This window comes from Marinobacter qingdaonensis, from assembly GCF_034555935.1.
Taxonomy (GTDB): Bacteria; Pseudomonadota; Gammaproteobacteria; order Pseudomonadales; family Oleiphilaceae; genus Marinobacter; species Marinobacter qingdaonensis.
Genome location: NZ_JAYDCJ010000003.1, coordinates 1744492 through 1760278 on the forward strand (window position 1 = coordinate 1744492; position 15787 = coordinate 1760278).

17 protein-coding genes are annotated in these 15787 nt (G+C 63.8%); 10 read left to right on the plus strand and 7 right to left on the minus strand.

What is annotated here, in order from left to right; genetic code table 11:
• Positions 1–24: 24 nt before the first annotated feature.
• Positions 25–1338, minus strand: coding sequence for an MFS transporter (locus tag U5822_RS11265; RefSeq protein ID WP_322855716.1), 1314 nt, complete (start codon positions 1336–1338; stop codon positions 25–27).
• A gap of 179 nt (positions 1339–1517) precedes the next feature.
• On the opposite strand from U5822_RS11265, the gene U5822_RS11270 reads away from it, so the two are divergent.
• Positions 1518–2360: a 23S rRNA (adenine(2030)-N(6))-methyltransferase RlmJ gene (locus tag U5822_RS11270; RefSeq protein ID WP_322855717.1), complete on the plus strand. Its 843-nt coding sequence runs from the start codon at positions 1518–1520 to the stop codon at positions 2358–2360.
• 8 nt (positions 2361–2368) lie between these two features.
• Here U5822_RS11270 and dctP read toward each other — a convergent pair whose 3' ends face one another.
• Positions 2369–3454 (minus strand): TRAP transporter substrate-binding protein DctP, encoded by a 1086-nt coding sequence (gene dctP / locus U5822_RS11275; protein WP_322855718.1) that lies wholly within the window; start codon positions 3452–3454, stop codon positions 2369–2371.
• Between the two features lie 94 nt (positions 3455–3548).
• On the opposite strand from dctP, the gene U5822_RS11280 reads away from it, so the two are divergent.
• Together U5822_RS11280 and U5822_RS11285 are read left to right on the plus strand one after the other, a co-directional pair.
• Positions 3549–4457 (plus strand): DMT family transporter, encoded by a 909-nt coding sequence (locus U5822_RS11280; RefSeq protein WP_322855719.1) that lies wholly within the window; start codon positions 3549–3551, stop codon positions 4455–4457.
• Positions 4447–4725 (plus strand): GIY-YIG nuclease family protein, encoded by a 279-nt coding sequence (locus U5822_RS11285; protein WP_322855720.1) that lies wholly within the window; start codon positions 4447–4449, stop codon positions 4723–4725. Before U5822_RS11280 ends, U5822_RS11285 begins: the two co-directional genes overlap by 11 nt.
• Here U5822_RS11285 and U5822_RS11290 read toward each other — a convergent pair.
• On the minus strand, positions 4703–5596 hold the full coding sequence (locus U5822_RS11290; protein WP_322855721.1) for an alpha/beta hydrolase: 894 nt from the start codon (positions 5594–5596) through the stop codon (positions 4703–4705). The two genes, U5822_RS11285 and U5822_RS11290, sit on opposite strands and share 23 nt — an antisense overlap.
• A gap of 79 nt (positions 5597–5675) precedes the next feature.
• Between U5822_RS11290 and U5822_RS11295 the strand changes: the two genes are divergently transcribed.
• Entirely contained in the window at positions 5676–6707 is a 1032-nt protein-coding gene (locus tag U5822_RS11295) for an alpha/beta hydrolase (protein WP_322855722.1), read from the plus strand.
• An 18-nt stretch (positions 6708–6725) separates the two neighbouring features.
• On the plus strand, positions 6726–7382 hold the full coding sequence (locus tag U5822_RS11300; protein WP_322855723.1) for a YiaD family glycine zipper/OmpA-like lipoprotein: 657 nt from the start codon (positions 6726–6728) through the stop codon (positions 7380–7382).
• A 91-nt stretch (positions 7383–7473) separates the two neighbouring features.
• On the opposite strand, the gene U5822_RS11305 is transcribed toward U5822_RS11300, so the two are convergent.
• Positions 7474–7755: a hypothetical protein gene (locus U5822_RS11305; RefSeq protein WP_322855724.1), complete on the minus strand. Its 282-nt coding sequence runs from the start codon at positions 7753–7755 to the stop codon at positions 7474–7476.
• Positions 7756–7986: 231 nt separating this feature from the next.
• Between U5822_RS11305 and U5822_RS11310 the strand changes: the two genes are divergently transcribed.
• Entirely contained in the window at positions 7987–9258 is a 1272-nt protein-coding gene (locus tag U5822_RS11310; protein ID WP_322855725.1) for a S8 family peptidase, read from the plus strand.
• A 64-nt stretch (positions 9259–9322) separates the two neighbouring features.
• Here U5822_RS11310 and serA read toward each other — a convergent pair whose 3' ends face one another.
• On the minus strand, positions 9323–10552 hold the full coding sequence (gene serA / locus U5822_RS11315) for a phosphoglycerate dehydrogenase (RefSeq protein ID WP_322855726.1): 1230 nt from the start codon (positions 10550–10552) through the stop codon (positions 9323–9325).
• A gap of 192 nt (positions 10553–10744) precedes the next feature.
• Here serA and U5822_RS11320 point away from each other — a divergent pair, with 192 nt between their 5' ends.
• From U5822_RS11320 to U5822_RS11335, 4 genes are all read left to right on the plus strand, one after another.
• Positions 10745–12148, plus strand: a complete 1404-nt coding sequence (locus tag U5822_RS11320; RefSeq protein ID WP_322855727.1) for an FAD-binding oxidoreductase — start codon at positions 10745–10747, stop codon at positions 12146–12148.
• On the plus strand, positions 12148–12825 hold the full coding sequence (locus tag U5822_RS11325; RefSeq protein WP_322855728.1) for an SIR2 family NAD-dependent protein deacylase: 678 nt from the start codon (positions 12148–12150) through the stop codon (positions 12823–12825). The genes U5822_RS11320 and U5822_RS11325 overlap by 1 nt, the downstream gene beginning before the upstream one ends.
• A gap of 76 nt (positions 12826–12901) precedes the next feature.
• Positions 12902–13282: a DUF6152 family protein gene (locus tag U5822_RS11330; protein ID WP_322855729.1), complete on the plus strand. Its 381-nt coding sequence runs from the start codon at positions 12902–12904 to the stop codon at positions 13280–13282.
• A gap of 5 nt (positions 13283–13287) precedes the next feature.
• Positions 13288–13755 carry a hypothetical protein gene (locus U5822_RS11335; protein WP_322855730.1) on the plus strand — a complete coding sequence of 156 codons (468 nt, stop codon included), beginning with the start codon at positions 13288–13290 and terminating at the stop codon, positions 13753–13755.
• Between the two features lie 10 nt (positions 13756–13765).
• On the opposite strand, the gene U5822_RS11340 is transcribed toward U5822_RS11335, so the two are convergent.
• Positions 13766–15076: an ABC1 kinase family protein gene (locus U5822_RS11340; protein WP_322855731.1), complete on the minus strand. Its 1311-nt coding sequence runs from the start codon at positions 15074–15076 to the stop codon at positions 13766–13768.
• Positions 15077–15123: 47 nt separating this feature from the next.
• Positions 15124–15786, minus strand: coding sequence for a fumarylacetoacetate hydrolase family protein (locus tag U5822_RS11345; RefSeq protein ID WP_322855732.1), 663 nt, complete (start codon positions 15784–15786; stop codon positions 15124–15126).
• Position 15787 lies beyond the last annotated feature (1 nt).

Below are 15787 nucleotides of genomic sequence, written 5' to 3' on the forward strand. Positions count from 1 at the left end.
TGACGTACTCCCTGGACTCGGGGGTCAATCGTTTGTTACTTCCTTTAATTTCAAGGCGCTAAGCATGCCGGCAAAGCCCATCACACCGAGCACCAGAATGACCGCCACGTCAGAAATCAGCGACACCGCCGCCGTCAGGCCGCCGGTTGCCAGCAGCAGCACGCCGATCACGGTGTTGCTGACCGAGGTGTAGTCGGTGCGCTTGTTGCCGCCGGCCATATCGACCAGATAGGTCTTGCGGCCCAGGCGCACGCCGGCATGGGCAATGCTCAGGCAGAAGAAGGCGATGGGATAGAACCAGGCGCCGGCGAAATCCGTCCCCAGCACCAGGGTGCTGACACCGACCACCAGGCAGACACCGCTGGCCATGGCCGAGCCACGGATCATCACCCGGCGGCTGGAGGTGTCGGCCATCCAGCCCCAGAAACTGGCACTGACCGAGCTGGCCAGGCTACTGGCCAACAGGAACACGCCCAGCATCCAGCCCACGTCGGATTCCTTCTGGGCCAGCACCACGAAGTAGGGAGAGGCCAGGGCCGAGCTCAGCAACAGCGCCCGGGTAATGACAAAATGCCGGAAGGGCGCGTCATCCCGCAGCAGCGACAGGCTGCGTATCGCGTCCTTGAGCGCATTGCCGCCGCCCCCGGTTTCGCCCTCGTACTCATCGACCCCGGCGAACAGCACGCCGGCGATGATCCAGAGCCCGGCCGCCAGCAACAGCAGCGCGGTGTAGAAGGCCAGGCTCGGGTCGCCCCGGTCCCAGAACAGCAAGGCGGTCATGATGACGGTGGCCGAGCCGCCGAGGGTGGTGGCCAGCCCGGACAGGCGACCGCGCCGGGTTTTCGGGATGCACTTGCCCTGCACGTCCTTCATGGACACGGAACAGAAGCCGCGGGCCAGGGAAAAGGCGATCAGCGCCACCACGATGCCGGTGCCGGCGGCGTAGCCGTCCAGGAACCAGACGCTGGCGGCCATGGCGGTGACGCTGACGGCCTGGCCGAAGCTGCCGAGGGTCCAGAACCACTTGCGCACCGCCCTGCGCCGGACCCAGGCGCCAATCGCCATCTGCGGCACCATCGAGCCGGATTCCCGGATCGGCACCAGCCAGGCGACCAGGGCCGGGGCGCCGACCGCGCTCATCAACCACGCCAGCACGGTTTTTGGACTGATCAGCAGATCACCCAGTTTGGTCAACACGTTGCTTGCCAGGATCAGGAAAAAGTTGCGCGGCACCTCGCGGCAGGCTTCCTCGGGAATGTCTTTGCAGACCCGGGCGTCTTCCTCGTTGGCGATCAGGCTGTAGAGTTGATCGATGGCGTCCCTGTTCTGAGCTGACAACGGGTGGTCCTCCACTAAAAATAAGCGCCAAGGATAGCAGGCGCGTCGGCGTACCAAAAAAGAGCATTGGCAATGTTTAAAATGGAGGTACGCTTCGAACGGTCAGTCAGACCAGAGGCCGATTTGCCTGAGCCTGGCCCTTGATGCCTAATGGGCGTCCTGATTAACGGAGTCGTTCCATGCTGAGTTACCTGCACGCTTTCCACGCCGGCAATTTTGCCGATGTCCAGAAACACGCGGCCCTGACCCTGGCGGTTGCCATGATGCAGGCCAAACCTTCGGGCATTGCCTTCGTAGACACGCACGCCGGCAGTGCCCTGTACGACCTGGACAGCGAGCGGGCCCGGAAAACCGCGGAAGCCGACGCTGGCATCCAGAAGCTGTGGTCGGCCCGGGAGCGGCTGCGGTCACCGGACTGGCAGCCGATGCTGGGATTGCTGGCGGACCAGAATCCGGGCGCTGACCGGCTCAAGCAGTATCCCGGCTCCCCGGCCTGGTTCCGGCATTTGCTGAGGGCCGAGGACGCCTTGACCACCTTTGAGTTGCATCCGTCTGAGAACCGGCAACTGGCTGAGTGGGCGGCGGATCGGCGGGTCAAGGCGGTTCAGGCCGATGGCCTTGCGGGGATGCTGAAACTGCTGCCTCCGCGCCAGCGCCGCCTGCTGGTGCTGATCGACCCGTCCTACGAGATCAAGGGCGATTACGCCGCGGTGGCGGCCACCCTGGAGAAGGCCTGGATGAAATGCCGTCACGGGGTGTTCGTGATCTGGTATCCGATCCTGACCAGCGGCCTGCAGCAGACGCTGCTCGACCAGATTCGGCAGGGTTCGGTGCGCAAGGTCCTGCGCAGCGAGGTGGTGCTCGCGCAGCCGCCGGAACGGGGTATGACGGGCTCTGGCATGTTGGTGGTCAATCCGCCCTGGGGCTTTGACCAGCGGTTGTCGGCCATGCTCGCCGACGTCGCTCAGGGCCCGGACGGGTTGGGGGTCGACCACCGTGTGGACTGGCTGGTGCCCGAGTAGGTTGGGGCTCAGCCGGCTTCGTCGGCCGTGGCCTGCTCCAGGCTGTCCACCAGTTGCTGAATTCGTTTGAGGATTTCCCGGCCGCGCTCGCCAGTTGCCGCCACATAGTCCTCGCGGACCTGACGGCTGGCCTGGGCGAAGGCCGCGCGCTCGTCGTCATTGAGCTGGACCACTTCCAGCTGGCCAGCCTCAACCATGCTCTCGAGCCTGGCCTGGTTCAGGCGCTCCTGGGTTTTCCAGGCCACGTCGGCCACTTCCCGAAGGGCGTTGTCTAGCCAGCGTTGCTGGGTCTCTGGCAGGCCCTTGTACCAGTCACCGTTGGTCACCACCGAGGAAATGAACTGGGCCGGGCGGGCCACGGTCAGTGTGCTTTGCACCTCGTAGAAATCCATCTCCTCAATGGCAAACACCGGGTTGGTCTGGGCGTCGATCTTGTTCAGTTGCAGGTCGCTGTAGACCTGGGAGAACGGCGTCTGCTGGGGCTCGGCACCGTAGGCGCGGAAGGTGGCGGCGGCCATGTCCGAGGTCATGGTGCGAATGCGCAGGCCTTCGAAGTCCGCAGGGGTGCGCAGGGGCTTGTTCGCGGTCCAGGTCATCCAGCCTTCCGGGACAAACGCCAGGAGCTTGAGATTGCGACTGGCGTAAGGGGTTTCAAACAGGGCCAGCAGGTCCGGGCTGGCCAGCACCCGGCGATTGACCTCGCTGTCGTCGGACAGCAGGTAGTGCAGGGTGAACACGCCAACCTCGGGGATCTGGTCGGCCAGGTGCCCGGGCGAGGCGAACGCCAGGTTCACCGAGCCGTTCTTGACCAGTTCGGTCAGCTGGGCCGAGGTGCCCAGGGAACCGTAGGGAAACAGGTCCAGCAGGATCCGGCCACCGGACAATTCCTCGATACTCTCCTTTAGGGCCTCGGCGTAGGCGTGTTGTACACTGCCCTCGATTTCTTCCAGGGCAAAGCGCCAGGTGACCGGGTAGTCGGGCGGCGTGCTCTCAGGCGTGGCCTTGCCCGAGGGGGTGGAGTCACCCTCGGAGCAGCCGACCAGGACAGCGAACAGGGGTGCCAGGAAGGGAAGCCAGAGGCTGGTGATGCGCATGTCCCGTTCTCCAGAGCCGGGGTGAGTGACGAGTCGCCTTAAAGTACCACACTTGGGTAGGAAGCTTCCTGCCCCGCGCAGTTGGAGTCGAAGTATGAGGAACCAGAAGCAGGCGATGCTGTTCGGGCTTGCCACGGTGTTGCTGTGGTCCACGGTGGCGACGGCGTTCAAGCTGGCGTTGCGGGAGCTGTCCCCGGTCGAGATGCTGCTGATCGCCTGCGTGTCCTCGGTGTTGGTGATCGGCGCCATTCTGGTGATCCAGGGCCGCTGGCACCTGGTGTTCTCGCTCCGTCGCCAGCAGTACCTCCAGTCCTTCGGCATGGGACTGATCAATCCCTGCCTCTACTATTTCGTGCTCTTTGGCGCCTTTGATCGGCTGCCGGCCCAAGAGGCCCAGCCGCTCAACTACACCTGGGCCCTGGTCCTGGCGTTCATGTCGGTGCCCTTCCTGGGTCAGCGTTTGCGCAAGCTCGACATCATTGCCGGGCTGGTGTGTTACGCCGGGGTGGTGGTCATCGCCACCCGTGGTGCCGTGACCTCCCTGAGTTTCTCCGATCCGCTCGGGGTCGCACTGGCCATTGGCAGTACCCTGATCTGGGCCTCGTACTGGATCCTGGCGACCCGCGACACCCGGGACCCGGTCGTCGGGCTGTTCCTGAATTTCCTGTTCGGTCTGCCGGTCATCGCCCTGATCTGCTGGCTGACCGAGGGCTTCCAGGCGCCGCCGGCGGGTGCTCTGGCCGCGGCGGTGTACGTCGGGGCCTTCGAGATGGGCATCGCGTTTGTGCTCTGGTCCTACGCCATGAAGAAGGCGGAAAACACCTCCAGGGTCAGCAACCTGATCTTCATCTCGCCGTTCCTGTCGCTGGTGTTCATCTACTTCATTCTGGGGGAGCAGATCCTGCCGTCCACCTATGTGGGCCTGGTGCTGATCGTGAGTGGGCTGTGGCTGCAGCAGAAGAAAGTTCGAAACCGGGAGCAGGCGCTGGCCCATGGCTCCTGAGTGGTTCGTTTACATGATCCGCACGGCCCGGGGCGCCCTGTACACCGGCATCACCACCGACGTGGAACGGCGGTTCGGCGAGCATCAGGCCGGAGCACCCAAGGGTGCCCGCAGCCTGCGTGGCAAGGGGCCGCTGACCCTGGTGTTCCAGGCCCCGGCCGGTGACCGCAGCCGGGCCTCCCGGCTTGAGTGGCACATCAAGCGCTGGCCCCGGCCGCGCAAGGAGGCCCTGGCCCGGGGGCAGCTCAGCTTGCCAGATGACGTCTGATGTGGGCGCCGGCGCCGGCCACCGCGTCGGTCGCCCGATCCAGCTGGCCACTGTGGATCTGAAACACATGCCAGAGGCTGTTGTAGATCTCCAGCGTGGTGGGTACGTCGGCCCGTTTTGCCACCGCGGCCAGGCGCTCCGCGTCGGACAACAGGATTTCTTCACTGCCGGCCTGGATCAGCAAGGGCGGCAGGCCGCTGAGGTCACCGTAAATCGGTGAAATCAGTGGGTTGGTCAGGGGTTCGCCGTTGCTGTACAGGCGGGCGGCCTTGGCGGTCCAGCGGGCCTGGAGCACCGGTTCGCACTCCGGGGCGTACAACTGTTGCTGGGTCAGGTCGACCCAGGGTGAGAACACCGTCAGCGAGGAGGGCAGCGGCAGGTCCTGCTCCCGCAGCCGCATCGCCAGTGCCACGGTCAGCCCGCCTCCGGCCGAATCCCCGGCGATGGCGATGGCCCGGGGATCCGTACCTTCGTCCAGCAGCGCCCGGTAAGCCGCCTCGGCATCGTCCAGTGCCGCCGGAAACGGGTGTTCCGGCGCCAGCCGGTAGTCCGGGGTGAGCACGCTGCAGCCACTGGCTTTGGCCAGATGGCCGGTCAGGCCCCGGTGAGTGGTGGAGGAGCCAATGATAAAGCCACCGCCGTGCAGATAGAGCACGAGGCCCCGGGTATCGGCATCGTACTCGGTCCGGGTGGCGGCCAGCCCGCCGAGGGAGGTGGGGACAAAACGGCTGCCCCGGGGTGGTATCGAGCTGCGGTACGCCTGCCGGGTATAGGTGCGCTGAAAACCCACCGGCACCGCGGGGTGGAGCACCGGCCGGACCAGCCGTTGCATGGTCTGGCGCAGGCCGGTTTCAAGAAGGTGTTGCAGCATCTGTGTTCTACCCCCGCTATGCGTTAGGATTGCAGATCAAATAGCTTACAAATCAATCATGACAGGCGTTTAACTCTACGTGTACTGGAAAACAGATACCATAGAAATTCCGGACTGGGACCGGCATTCGTTGCTGGAGCGACTGGAACCGTTCGATCCGGCAACGCCGAGGGAATTGGGCGACGAAATGGTCGCTTACTGCCGGTTCTACGGGCTCGACCTGTGGGTGGAACACCCGGAGGTGAACTACCACCAGGGCTACGTGGAGGCAGGGCGCCATCAGGTCATGGTGCATTACTACCGGTTGCCGGAGTCGGGCGAGACCCGAGGCACGGTCTTCATCATGCATGGTTATTTTGACCATGTCGGGCTCTACAGCCAGCTCATCGAGCGCTGCCTGGGAGCCGGATTCGATGTCCTGGCCTACGACCAGCCAGGCCACGGCCTGTCCAGTGGCACGCCGGCTGCGATTGGCAGCTTCCTGGAATACCAGGGGGTGTTGTCGGAGGTGATGGCCAATGTCGAGTCCAAAATCCGGCAGCCCTGGTTTGCGGTCGGGCAGAGCACCGGTGGGGCGATCCTGATCGATTACCTGCTGTCGAACCAGCATTCCAGGGCCACCTCGGCCTTCGAGGGCGTGGTGTTGCTGGCGCCCCTGGTACGGCCAATGGGCTGGCTGGGCGCCAAGGTGCTGCACAGCCTGGTGAAACCGTTCATTACCCGCTGGCGTCGGGCGTTCGCTGCCAACAGCGGCAACTCCCGGTTTTTGCGGTTTTTGCGGGATCATGATCCCCTGCAGGCGCGGGCCGTACATGTGGACTGGGTTACCGCTCTGAGGAGCTGGGTGCCCCACATCGAGTCGGCCCGGCCGGTGGACTTTCCGGTGACGGTGGTCCAGGGGGAAAAGGACCTGACGGTGGATTGGGAACACAACCTGAGGATCATCCGCAACAAGTTCTCGGCGGTGGAGGAAGTCCGCATTCCCGATGGCCGGCATCACCTGGTCAATGAAGCCCAGGATTTGCAGGCGACCGTATTCAATACCATCATCGATACATTCTCGAACGAGCTGGACCAGACTGCTCATCGAAAGTCAGCTGGCCACTCCTAACTGGCACAGGAGAACACTGTGAAAAAAACGATTCTTGCATTCGCGGTAGCGACCGTCGGTCTTGGCGGCTGTATGACCTACGACCCGTACACCGGTGAAGAAAAGACCTCCAGTGCGACCAAGGGCAGCATCATCGGTGCCTTGGGTGGCGCTGCCATCGGCGCAGCCACCTCCAGTAAGAGCGATCGGGGCAAGGGTGCCCTGATTGGCGCGGCCGGCGGTGCTGCCATCGGTGGCGGTATCGGCTATTACATGGACAAGCAGGAAGCCCAGCTGCGTCGCAAGCTGGAAGGCTCCGGCGTGCGGGTGGTGCGTAACGGCGACCAGATCGAGCTGATCATGCCGGGCAACATCACCTTCGACCTGAACCAGTCCAGCATCAAGCCGTCCTTCGTGGATACCCTGGATTCGGTGTCGCTGGTGCTCAAGGAGTTCGACAAGACCATCATTCAGATCGAGGGTCACACCGACAGCTCCGGTTCCGACAGCTACAACCAGCTGCTGAGTGAGCGGCGCGCCAGTTCCGTCCGTGACTTCCTGTTGAATCAGGGCATCGAGCCCAAGCGGACCCGCGCCGTAGGCTACGGTGAGCGGTACCCGCTCGCGTCCAACGACAACGCGGCCGGCCGCGAGCAGAATCGTCGGGTCGAGCTGACCCTGGTGCCCATGCAGTAATCCGCAGGGCCGATGAACCCGGCACAAAAAAGGCTTCGGTGGGTAACCGAAGCCTTTTTTTATGCTGGCTGAAAACGGCTGTTGTCAGCGATCAGCGCTTGCCGGGCAACCAGTCGTCAATGCGCTTCTTCAGGCTTTCGAGCTGGTCGGTACTGGAATCCCGGAGCTCGCCCAGCTTGCTTTTCGCGCTGTCGATATGCGCCTCGAGATCCTGGATCTTCTCCGAAAACTCCCGCTGAACTTCCGCTTCGGATTGCTCATCTTTGGCCCTGGCCATCTTTTCCTCGGCTTGGGCGCGCAGGCTCTCGACCTGTTTGCGCCAAAGATCGGCCTGGGTTTCCAGTTTCTGCTGCAATGAATCCTTCAAAGACATACGTGACTCCTGTGCGATGAACATGAAGACGCGTTGGGCGCCTCCTACAGTAATGGTACGAATCTCCGCGTTCTCAAGGTCAAAAATCATTAATTTATCGAAACTTAAATGAATTTTTAGGCGATTTCCGTGATTTTTCGGGATTTGGATGCCACCGTGGGCAGCCAGCCGTCGCCCAGGGCACGGACTGGGCCTTTAATGACAAGAATCAACGAGATAGGAGTACGCCTCGTGAAGAACACACTCTGGATTGCCGCACCCTTGGCAATCGCCATGGCCGCCGCGCCACTCGCCCATGGCGAGTCTCTGACCAGCCTGGCCGCCCCGCTGCTGGGGCAGGCGGAAACACCGAGCGCCGGGCCGGCCGCCGGGGATGTCATCCCGGGCCGATTTATCCTGACCCTCGACCCGACCCTGCCGGAGCTGCTCAACGTCTCCGGGCTGCAGGCGGCGGTGCAGCAGTTGCTGACTGCAACCGGCGGTGGCGAGGTGCTGCACCTGTACGACACCGCGTTCACCGGCGCCGCCGTGGCCCTGTCCGAGACCCAGGCGGCGCTGCTGTCGTCCATGCCTGGTGTCGAGGCGGTGGAGCCTGATCGGGTGGTGATGGCTTCCGGCACCCAGCAGGACGCCACCTGGGGACTGGACCGGGTGGATCAAGCCTACCTGCCGCTCAATGATCGTTACGCCTACCCCGCCGATGCCGGTGCCGGGGTCACCGTGTACGTGATCGATACCGGGTTGCGATCATCGCACACCGAGTTTACCGGCCGGGTCGGCACCGGCCGCAATTTCGCCGGCACCGGTGGCCTGGGTTTGCCGCTGCTCGGCTTGCTCGGGGCCAGTGGTGACCCGGAAGATACCTCGGACTGCAACGGCCACGGCACCCACGTGGCCAGCACGGCGGTAGGGACCGAGTACGGCGTTGCCAAGGCCGCCGAGGTGGCGCCGGTGCGGGTACTCAACTGTGCCGGCGCGGGCAGCAACTCGGATGTGATTGCCGGGGTCGACTGGGTCGCGGAAAACCATCAGGCTCCGGCCGTGGCCAACATGTCCCTCGGTGGCGGGAATTCCGACGCCCTGGATCAGGCCGTGCGCGGCGCCATCGACGAGGGCGTCAGCTTCGTGGTGGCGGCCGGCAACGACGCCGCCGACGCCTGCAGTGGCTCTCCGAACCGGGTGGCCGAAGCGGTGACCGTGGGTAGCACCACGCGCAACGATGAGCGTTCGTCGTTCTCCAACCACGGCAGCTGCCTGGACCTGTTCGCTCCGGGCTCGAACATCACCGCCGCCTGGTATCAGAGCGACGACGACACCAATACCATCAGCGGCACCTCCATGGCCTCGCCACACGTCGCCGGCAATGCCGCGTTGCTGCTGGCGGCCGATGGTCAACTGACCCCGGCGGCGGTGCACCAGGCGCTGGTGCAGCAGACCACGGGCAACGTGCTGTCGGGCATCAAGGCCGGCTCGCCGAACCGGCTGCTGCGGGTTCAGCAGTAAACGGCAGGCGAAAAAAAACCGGGGCCAAGCCCCGGTTTTTTTTGTTTCCGAACCGCTGGTTGCTTCAGAACAGCACGCGGCAGCGGATGGTGCCCTTGACGTGGCGCAGCTTCTCCAGCGCCAGCTCGCCGTAGGCCTTGTCCACGTCGACCACCACGTAACCAATGTCTTCCTTGGTTTGCAGATACTGGCCGCAGACGTTGATGCCGTTCTCGGAGAACACCTGGTTGATCTCGGACATCACGCCCGGGACGTTCTCGTGGATGTGCAGCAGACGGTGCTGGTTCGGGTGCGACGGCAGCGCCACTTCCGGGAAGTTGACGGAGGACACCGAGGTGCCGTTGTCGCTGTACATGGCCAGCTTTTCCGCCACTTCGCGGCCGATGTTTTCCTGGGCCTCGATGGTGGAGCCGCCCACGTGCGGGGTCAGGATGACGTTGTCGAACTCCCGCAGCGGGGAGACGAATTCCTCGTCGTTGGATTTCGGCTCGACCGGGAATACGTCGATGGCGGCGCCCAGCAGCTTGCCGCTTTGCAGGGCATCGGCCAGGGCGCCGATATCCACCACGGTGCCGCGGGAGGCGTTCATCAGGATCGCGCCCGGCTTCATCTGGGCGAACTGCTCGGCCTTGAACATGTACTTGGTGGCCGGGGTTTCCGGCACGTGCAGGCTCACCACGTCGGCGATGTTCAGCAGCTCCTGCATGGTGCCCACCTGGGTGGCGTTACCAATCGGCAGCTTGGAGACCACGTCGTAGAAGTACACGTCCATGCCCAGGCCCTCGGCCAGAACGCTGAACTGGGTACCGATGTTGCCGTAGCCGATGATGCCCAGCTTCTTGCCGCGGATCTCGTAGCTGTCCTTGGCGGACTTCAGCCACTCGCCCCGGTGCGCCTTGGCGTTTTTCTCCGGTACGCCGCGCAGCAGCAGGATGGCCTGGGCCAGAACCAGTTCGGCCACGCTGCGGGTGTTGGAGAAGGGCGCGTTGAACACGGCGATGCCGCGGCGGGTGGCCGCCTGCAGGTTGACCTGGTTGGTACCGATACAGAAACAACCCACAGCCACCAGCTTCTTGGCAGCGTCAAACACTTTCTCGGTCAGCTGGGTACGCGAGCGAATACCCACGAAGTGCGCATCGGCAATCTTCTCAATCAGGTCTTCCTCAGACAGCGAGTGAGTCAGATATTCGATGTTGGTGTAGCCTGCAGCGTTCAGGGTATCAATGGCAGATTGATGCACGCCTTCCAGCAGCAGGATCCGGATTTTGCTCTTTTCGAGAGACGTATTTGACATGGGCTTGCTTCCGAACCTTTCGTCACGTGAAATGACCCGTGGCCAGTGATCGTCAGGGCTGGCTCACAGAACAGGGGCGGTATGATACCATAATCGCAGAATTTCACAGCGCGCCGGATTGCCTGTGTGAACTGCTTCGGCAGCCACCGGGACACGGGCCGGCGGACCAACCCGAACGAGACTGACGCCTTCATGAATTCCGAACAGATCATCGCTTCCCTGAACGAGCTGATTGCCACCGGCGACAAGGCCGGCAAGGTGCTGACCGACCCGGCGGACCTGGAGTCCTACGGCAAGGACTGGACCAAGATCTACCCGCCCAAGCCCATCGCCATTGTGTTGCCCAAGACCACCGAGCAGGTGCAGGCGCTGGTGCAGTTCGCCAACGACAACCAGGTGGCGCTAGTACCCTCGGGCGGACGCACCGGTCTGAGCGCCGGAGCGGTGGCCGCCAACGGTGAAGTGGTGGTGGCGTTCGACAACATGAACCAGATCCTCGACTTCAGCGCCAGCGATCGCACCGTGCGCTGCCAGGCCGGTGTGGTTACCGAACAGCTGCAGAACTTTGCCGACGACAACGGGCTGTACTACCCGGTGGATTTCGCGTCGGCCGGCTCGAGCCAGCTGGGTGGCAACCTGTCCACCAACGCCGGCGGCATCAAGGTGATTCGCTACGGCATGAGCCGCGACTGGGTGGCCGGCCTGAAGGTGGTGACTGGCAAGGGCGAAATCCTCGATCTGAACAAGGATCTGGCCAAGAACAACACCGGCTACGACCTGCGCCACCTGTTCATTGGCGCCGAAGGCACCCTCGGTTTCATCACCGAGGCCACCATGAAGCTGGCGCGCAAGCCCGACAACCTGACCGTGCTGGTGCTGGGCCTGAACGACCTCACCAACACCATGGACGTGCTGCAGACGTTCCAGAAGCAGATCGACCTGACCGCCTACGAGTTCTTCTCGCACCAGGCCATGCAGCATGTGCTGGCCCACGGCCAGGTGCAGGCGCCGTTCGAGACCGAGGCACCGTACTACGCGCTGCTGGAGTTCGAGGCGGTGTCCGACCAGGTGATGGACGACGCCATGACCCTGTTCGAGCGGTGCGTGGAGAACGGCTGGGTGCTGGATGGCGTGATCAGCCAGAGCGAAACCCAGGCCCACAACCTGTGGCAGCTGCGCGAGCGCATCTCCGAGTCCATTGCCCCGCGCACGCCCTACAAGAACGACATCTCCGTGGTGGTGTCCAAGGTGCCCGGGTTCCTGCAGGAGATCGACGCGGTGGTCACCGAGCACTACCCGGACTTTGAGATCATCTGGTTCGGCCACATCGGTGACGGCAACCTGCACCTGAACATCCTCAAGCCCGAGGGCATGGCCAAGGAAGATTTTTTCGAGAAGTGCCAGCAGGTCAACAAGTGGGTGTTCGAGATCGTCGAGCGCTACCAGGGCAGCGTGTCCGCCGAACACGGTGTCGGCATGACCAAGAAACCCTACCTGCACTACACCCGCAGTGAGGCCGAGATTGCCTACCTGAAGGGCATCAAGCAGGTTTTCGATCCCAAGGGCGTCATGAACCCGGGCAAGATCTTCGACTGATGCAGGACCACATCGTCGTCCTGACCGGCGCCGGCATGAGCGCCGAAAGCGGGCTCTCCACCTTCAGGGACAACGGCGGCCTGTGGGAGGAGCACAGCGTCTACGACGTGGCGACGCCGGAGGCGTTCGCCCGCAACCAGGAGCTGGTGCTGCGGTTCTACAACGACCGCCGGCGCCAGCTGGCCTCAGCCCGGCCCAACCGGGCCCACCGGTTGCTGGCCGAGCTGGAGGCCCGGTACCGGGTCACGGTGATCACCCAGAACGTCGACGACCTGCACGAGCGCGGCGGCTCCAGCGAGGTCATTCATCTTCATGGCGAACTGACCAAGGCCCGCAGCTGCCGCCACCCTGAGCTGGTCTACGACATCGGCTACCAGGACATCGAAACCGGCCAGACCTGCGAGCGCGGCGCCCAGCTCCGTCCCCACATTGTCTGGTTCGGGGAAGAAGTGCCCATGCTGGACAAGGCCGCGGAGGTGGTGCGCACCGCCGATCACCTGCTGATCGTCGGCACCTCGCTGCAGGTCTATCCGGCCGCCGGCCTGGTCTACGAGGTCGACCCTTACGTGCCCATTACCCTGGTGGACCCGGGGGCACCCGCGTCGGTGGCCCGCGCCCGGGTCATTCGCAAGGGCGCCGTCGACGGAGTCGCCGACTGGGTTGCCTCCCTGGCCTGATTCCGGCGCTTTTACCCTGTCTCAACCGCCGGCGCTGGGCTACGCTCAGAAGATCACCGGCCAAGGGAGACGGATCATGTCACACCCCCTTCGTACACTCGTCTGGTTCTACCTGTCCGCCTGGTTGTTGCTGGGCTCGGCCCTGGTGTCGGCTCATCATGGTTGGGGCTGGGCCACGGACCAGGAATTTGAGATTTCCGGCACCATCGTCGCGACCCGGCTGGGTAACCCCCACGGTGAGGTGACCCTGGATGTCGATGGCGAGCAATGGCTGATTGAAGTGGGCCAGCCCTGGCGCAATGCGCGGGCCGGGCTGACCGATGAGCTGTTGGCGGTGGGCCAGAGCATCACCGTGCATGGTCACCGGTCGGCCCGCGAAGGCGAGCGACTGGTGAAGGCCGAACGCCTGGTCATTGACGGTCAGGACTACAACCTCTACCCGGATCGGCCGTCCTGACCGACATGCTCGAGCTGGCGGTAGCCCTGGAGCAGGGCGCCCTGGCGCAGGCGCTTCGGGGCTCGCCCTGGCTGTACCCGGCGGTGAATGCCGGTCACATTCTTGGCATCGCCCTGCTGGTAGGCGGCATCATCCCGCTGGACCTCAAGCTGCTCGGGTGTTGGCGCCGTCTGCCGGTGGTGCCGTTCTGGCAGGTGCTGAGGCTGACCGCGGGTCTGGGGTTGGCGCTGGCCCTGACCACGGGCAGCCTGCTGTTCATTACCCGGGCGTCGGAATACCTGCAGTCGGACTGGTTTCAGGCCAAATTCGCGCTCATCCTGCTGGGGCTGGCGAATCTGGTGGTGGCCGCCACCCGGTTCCCGGCGCCTGTGGACGGGACGCCAGTGGTGCCCGGCCTGCGCCGGTGTGCGCTGTTTTCCCTGGTGGGCTGGCCGGTGGTGCTGGTGCTGGGCCGGATGATCGGGTATTTCTGAGACCCAGGGGTCAGGACGCGACGTCCAGGTACTTTTCCAGTTCCGAGCGGAACGCGGCCTGCACCCCCAGGCGTTTGAGCATCCAGTAGTGGCCGGCGATCATCCGGTCGATGAAAATACTTTCCACCGGAGGCTTGAAGTAATCCAGGTACTTGAACACCGTGCTGGTCTTGGCGGCCACGTGCTTGTGCAGGTCGGACTCGGCAAAGTCGTAAGGCTCGTCCTGTTCGAAGGGCACGATCAGGATATCCCGCCACATGGCGTAGTAGGCTTCGTCCACCGCCGGCTGGCTCTCCACCCGCGCGCCCAGATCAATCAAATGCCGGTCCAGGGCCTGGTAATCCTCTTTCAGCGCGGCCACCAGCGCCTTGCGGTAGGACTCGACGATCTCCGGCTTGAGTTTTTTCACGCAGCCAAAGTCGTACATGATGATCGAGCCGTCCGGGCGATAGGCAAAGTTGCCCGCGTGGGGATCACCGTGGATGCACTGGAACCGGAACAGCTGGTCCGCCATGGTGGTGAAGATGCGGTGGCCGATCAGGTTGATGGTGTCCTGGTCGTAGCGCTCGGGCGTGACGTCACTGACGTGGTCGCCCTCCACCAGTTCTAGGGTCAGCACCCGCCGGGTGGAGTGGCTGTCGATCACCGCCGGGATGATCACCCAGTTGTCGTGCTGGTGAAAGCCTCTGAACAGCCGCAGGTTGTCGGCTTCGTTCAGGTAATCCAGCTCTTCCTTCAAACGCTCGCGGATTTCCCCGAACAGCTGATCCACCGCCTCCTTGGGCATGCGCAGCAGGCCGCCGAGCTTCAGGGCCATGCGCAGCTGCTTGAGGTCGGAGTCGCAGGAGTCATCGACCCCCGGGTACTGCACCTTCACGATCACGTCGGTGCCGTCGTGCAGCCGGGCCCGATGCACCTGGCCGATGGACGCGGCGGCGTAGGGTTTTTCCTGCAGGTACTCGAACAGTTCCGCCACCGGTTGGCCCAGCTCCGATTCGATCTGTGCCACGATCACCGGGAAGGGCATGGGCGGCGCTTCTTTCTGCAGGGTCTGCAGGGCGTCGGAGAATTCCTTGGGCAGGAAGTCCTGGGTCTGGGACGCGATCTGGCCGACCTTCATCACCGCACCCTTGAGTTCGCCCAGGGTGTCTGCAATCTGGCCCGCCATGCGGGTGTAGCTTTCGCTCTGGGCGCCGTCGTCGTTCTCGCTTCGGAACATCCGACGCGCGCGCTGGCCGGCGTACTGACCGGCCACGGAGGCGGTCATGCCGGCGAGTTTCAGGAAGCGTCCACTGCGGGAGGTAACCGGTTTCTTAGCCATGCCAGTTGTACGTCCTCAACCCGGGATAGGTTTGCTGGTCGCGGGGGTTAAACCACTTTGGTTTCAACGAACAGCAGGTCTTCCAGCTCCAATGACAGGGTCTGGCCAGGGGCGAGCGGGCCCACGCCCTTGGGCGTGCCGGTCAGCACCACATCGCCGGGCATCAGGCTGAAGTGGCTGCTGATGTGCGCGATCAGCGGCACCACCGGATTCAGCATGTCGTGGGTGTCCCCGGTCTGGCGGCGCTCGCCATCAATATCCAGGGTGAAGTGGATGTTGTCCTTGCGGAACTTGTCCGAGGCCACAAACGGCGACAGGGGGCAGGCGCCGTCGAAGGATTTGGCCCGCTCCCAGGGCTGGCCCTTTTCCTTGAGCTGGCTCTGGACGTCCCGGAGGGTCAGGTCGAGGGCCAGGCCGTAGCCCAGAATGGCGGTTTCGGCCTCGCTCGCCGACGCGTTGGTCAGCGGCCGGCCGATCAGTACCGCCAGTTCGGCTTCGTAGTGCACGGAACCCTTGTCCTTGGGCAGCGCCAGGGGGCGGGTGATGTGGACCGCGGCGGTGGCAGGCTTGATGAACAGCAGTGGTTCCTCGGGCACCGGGTTGTTCAGTTCCCGGGCGTGTTCGGCGTAATTGCGGCCAATGCAGACTATCTTGCCGAGGGGCAGGTGCACCGGAGTTCCGTCTTTCCAGTGATGTTGGTAGTCGTGCATG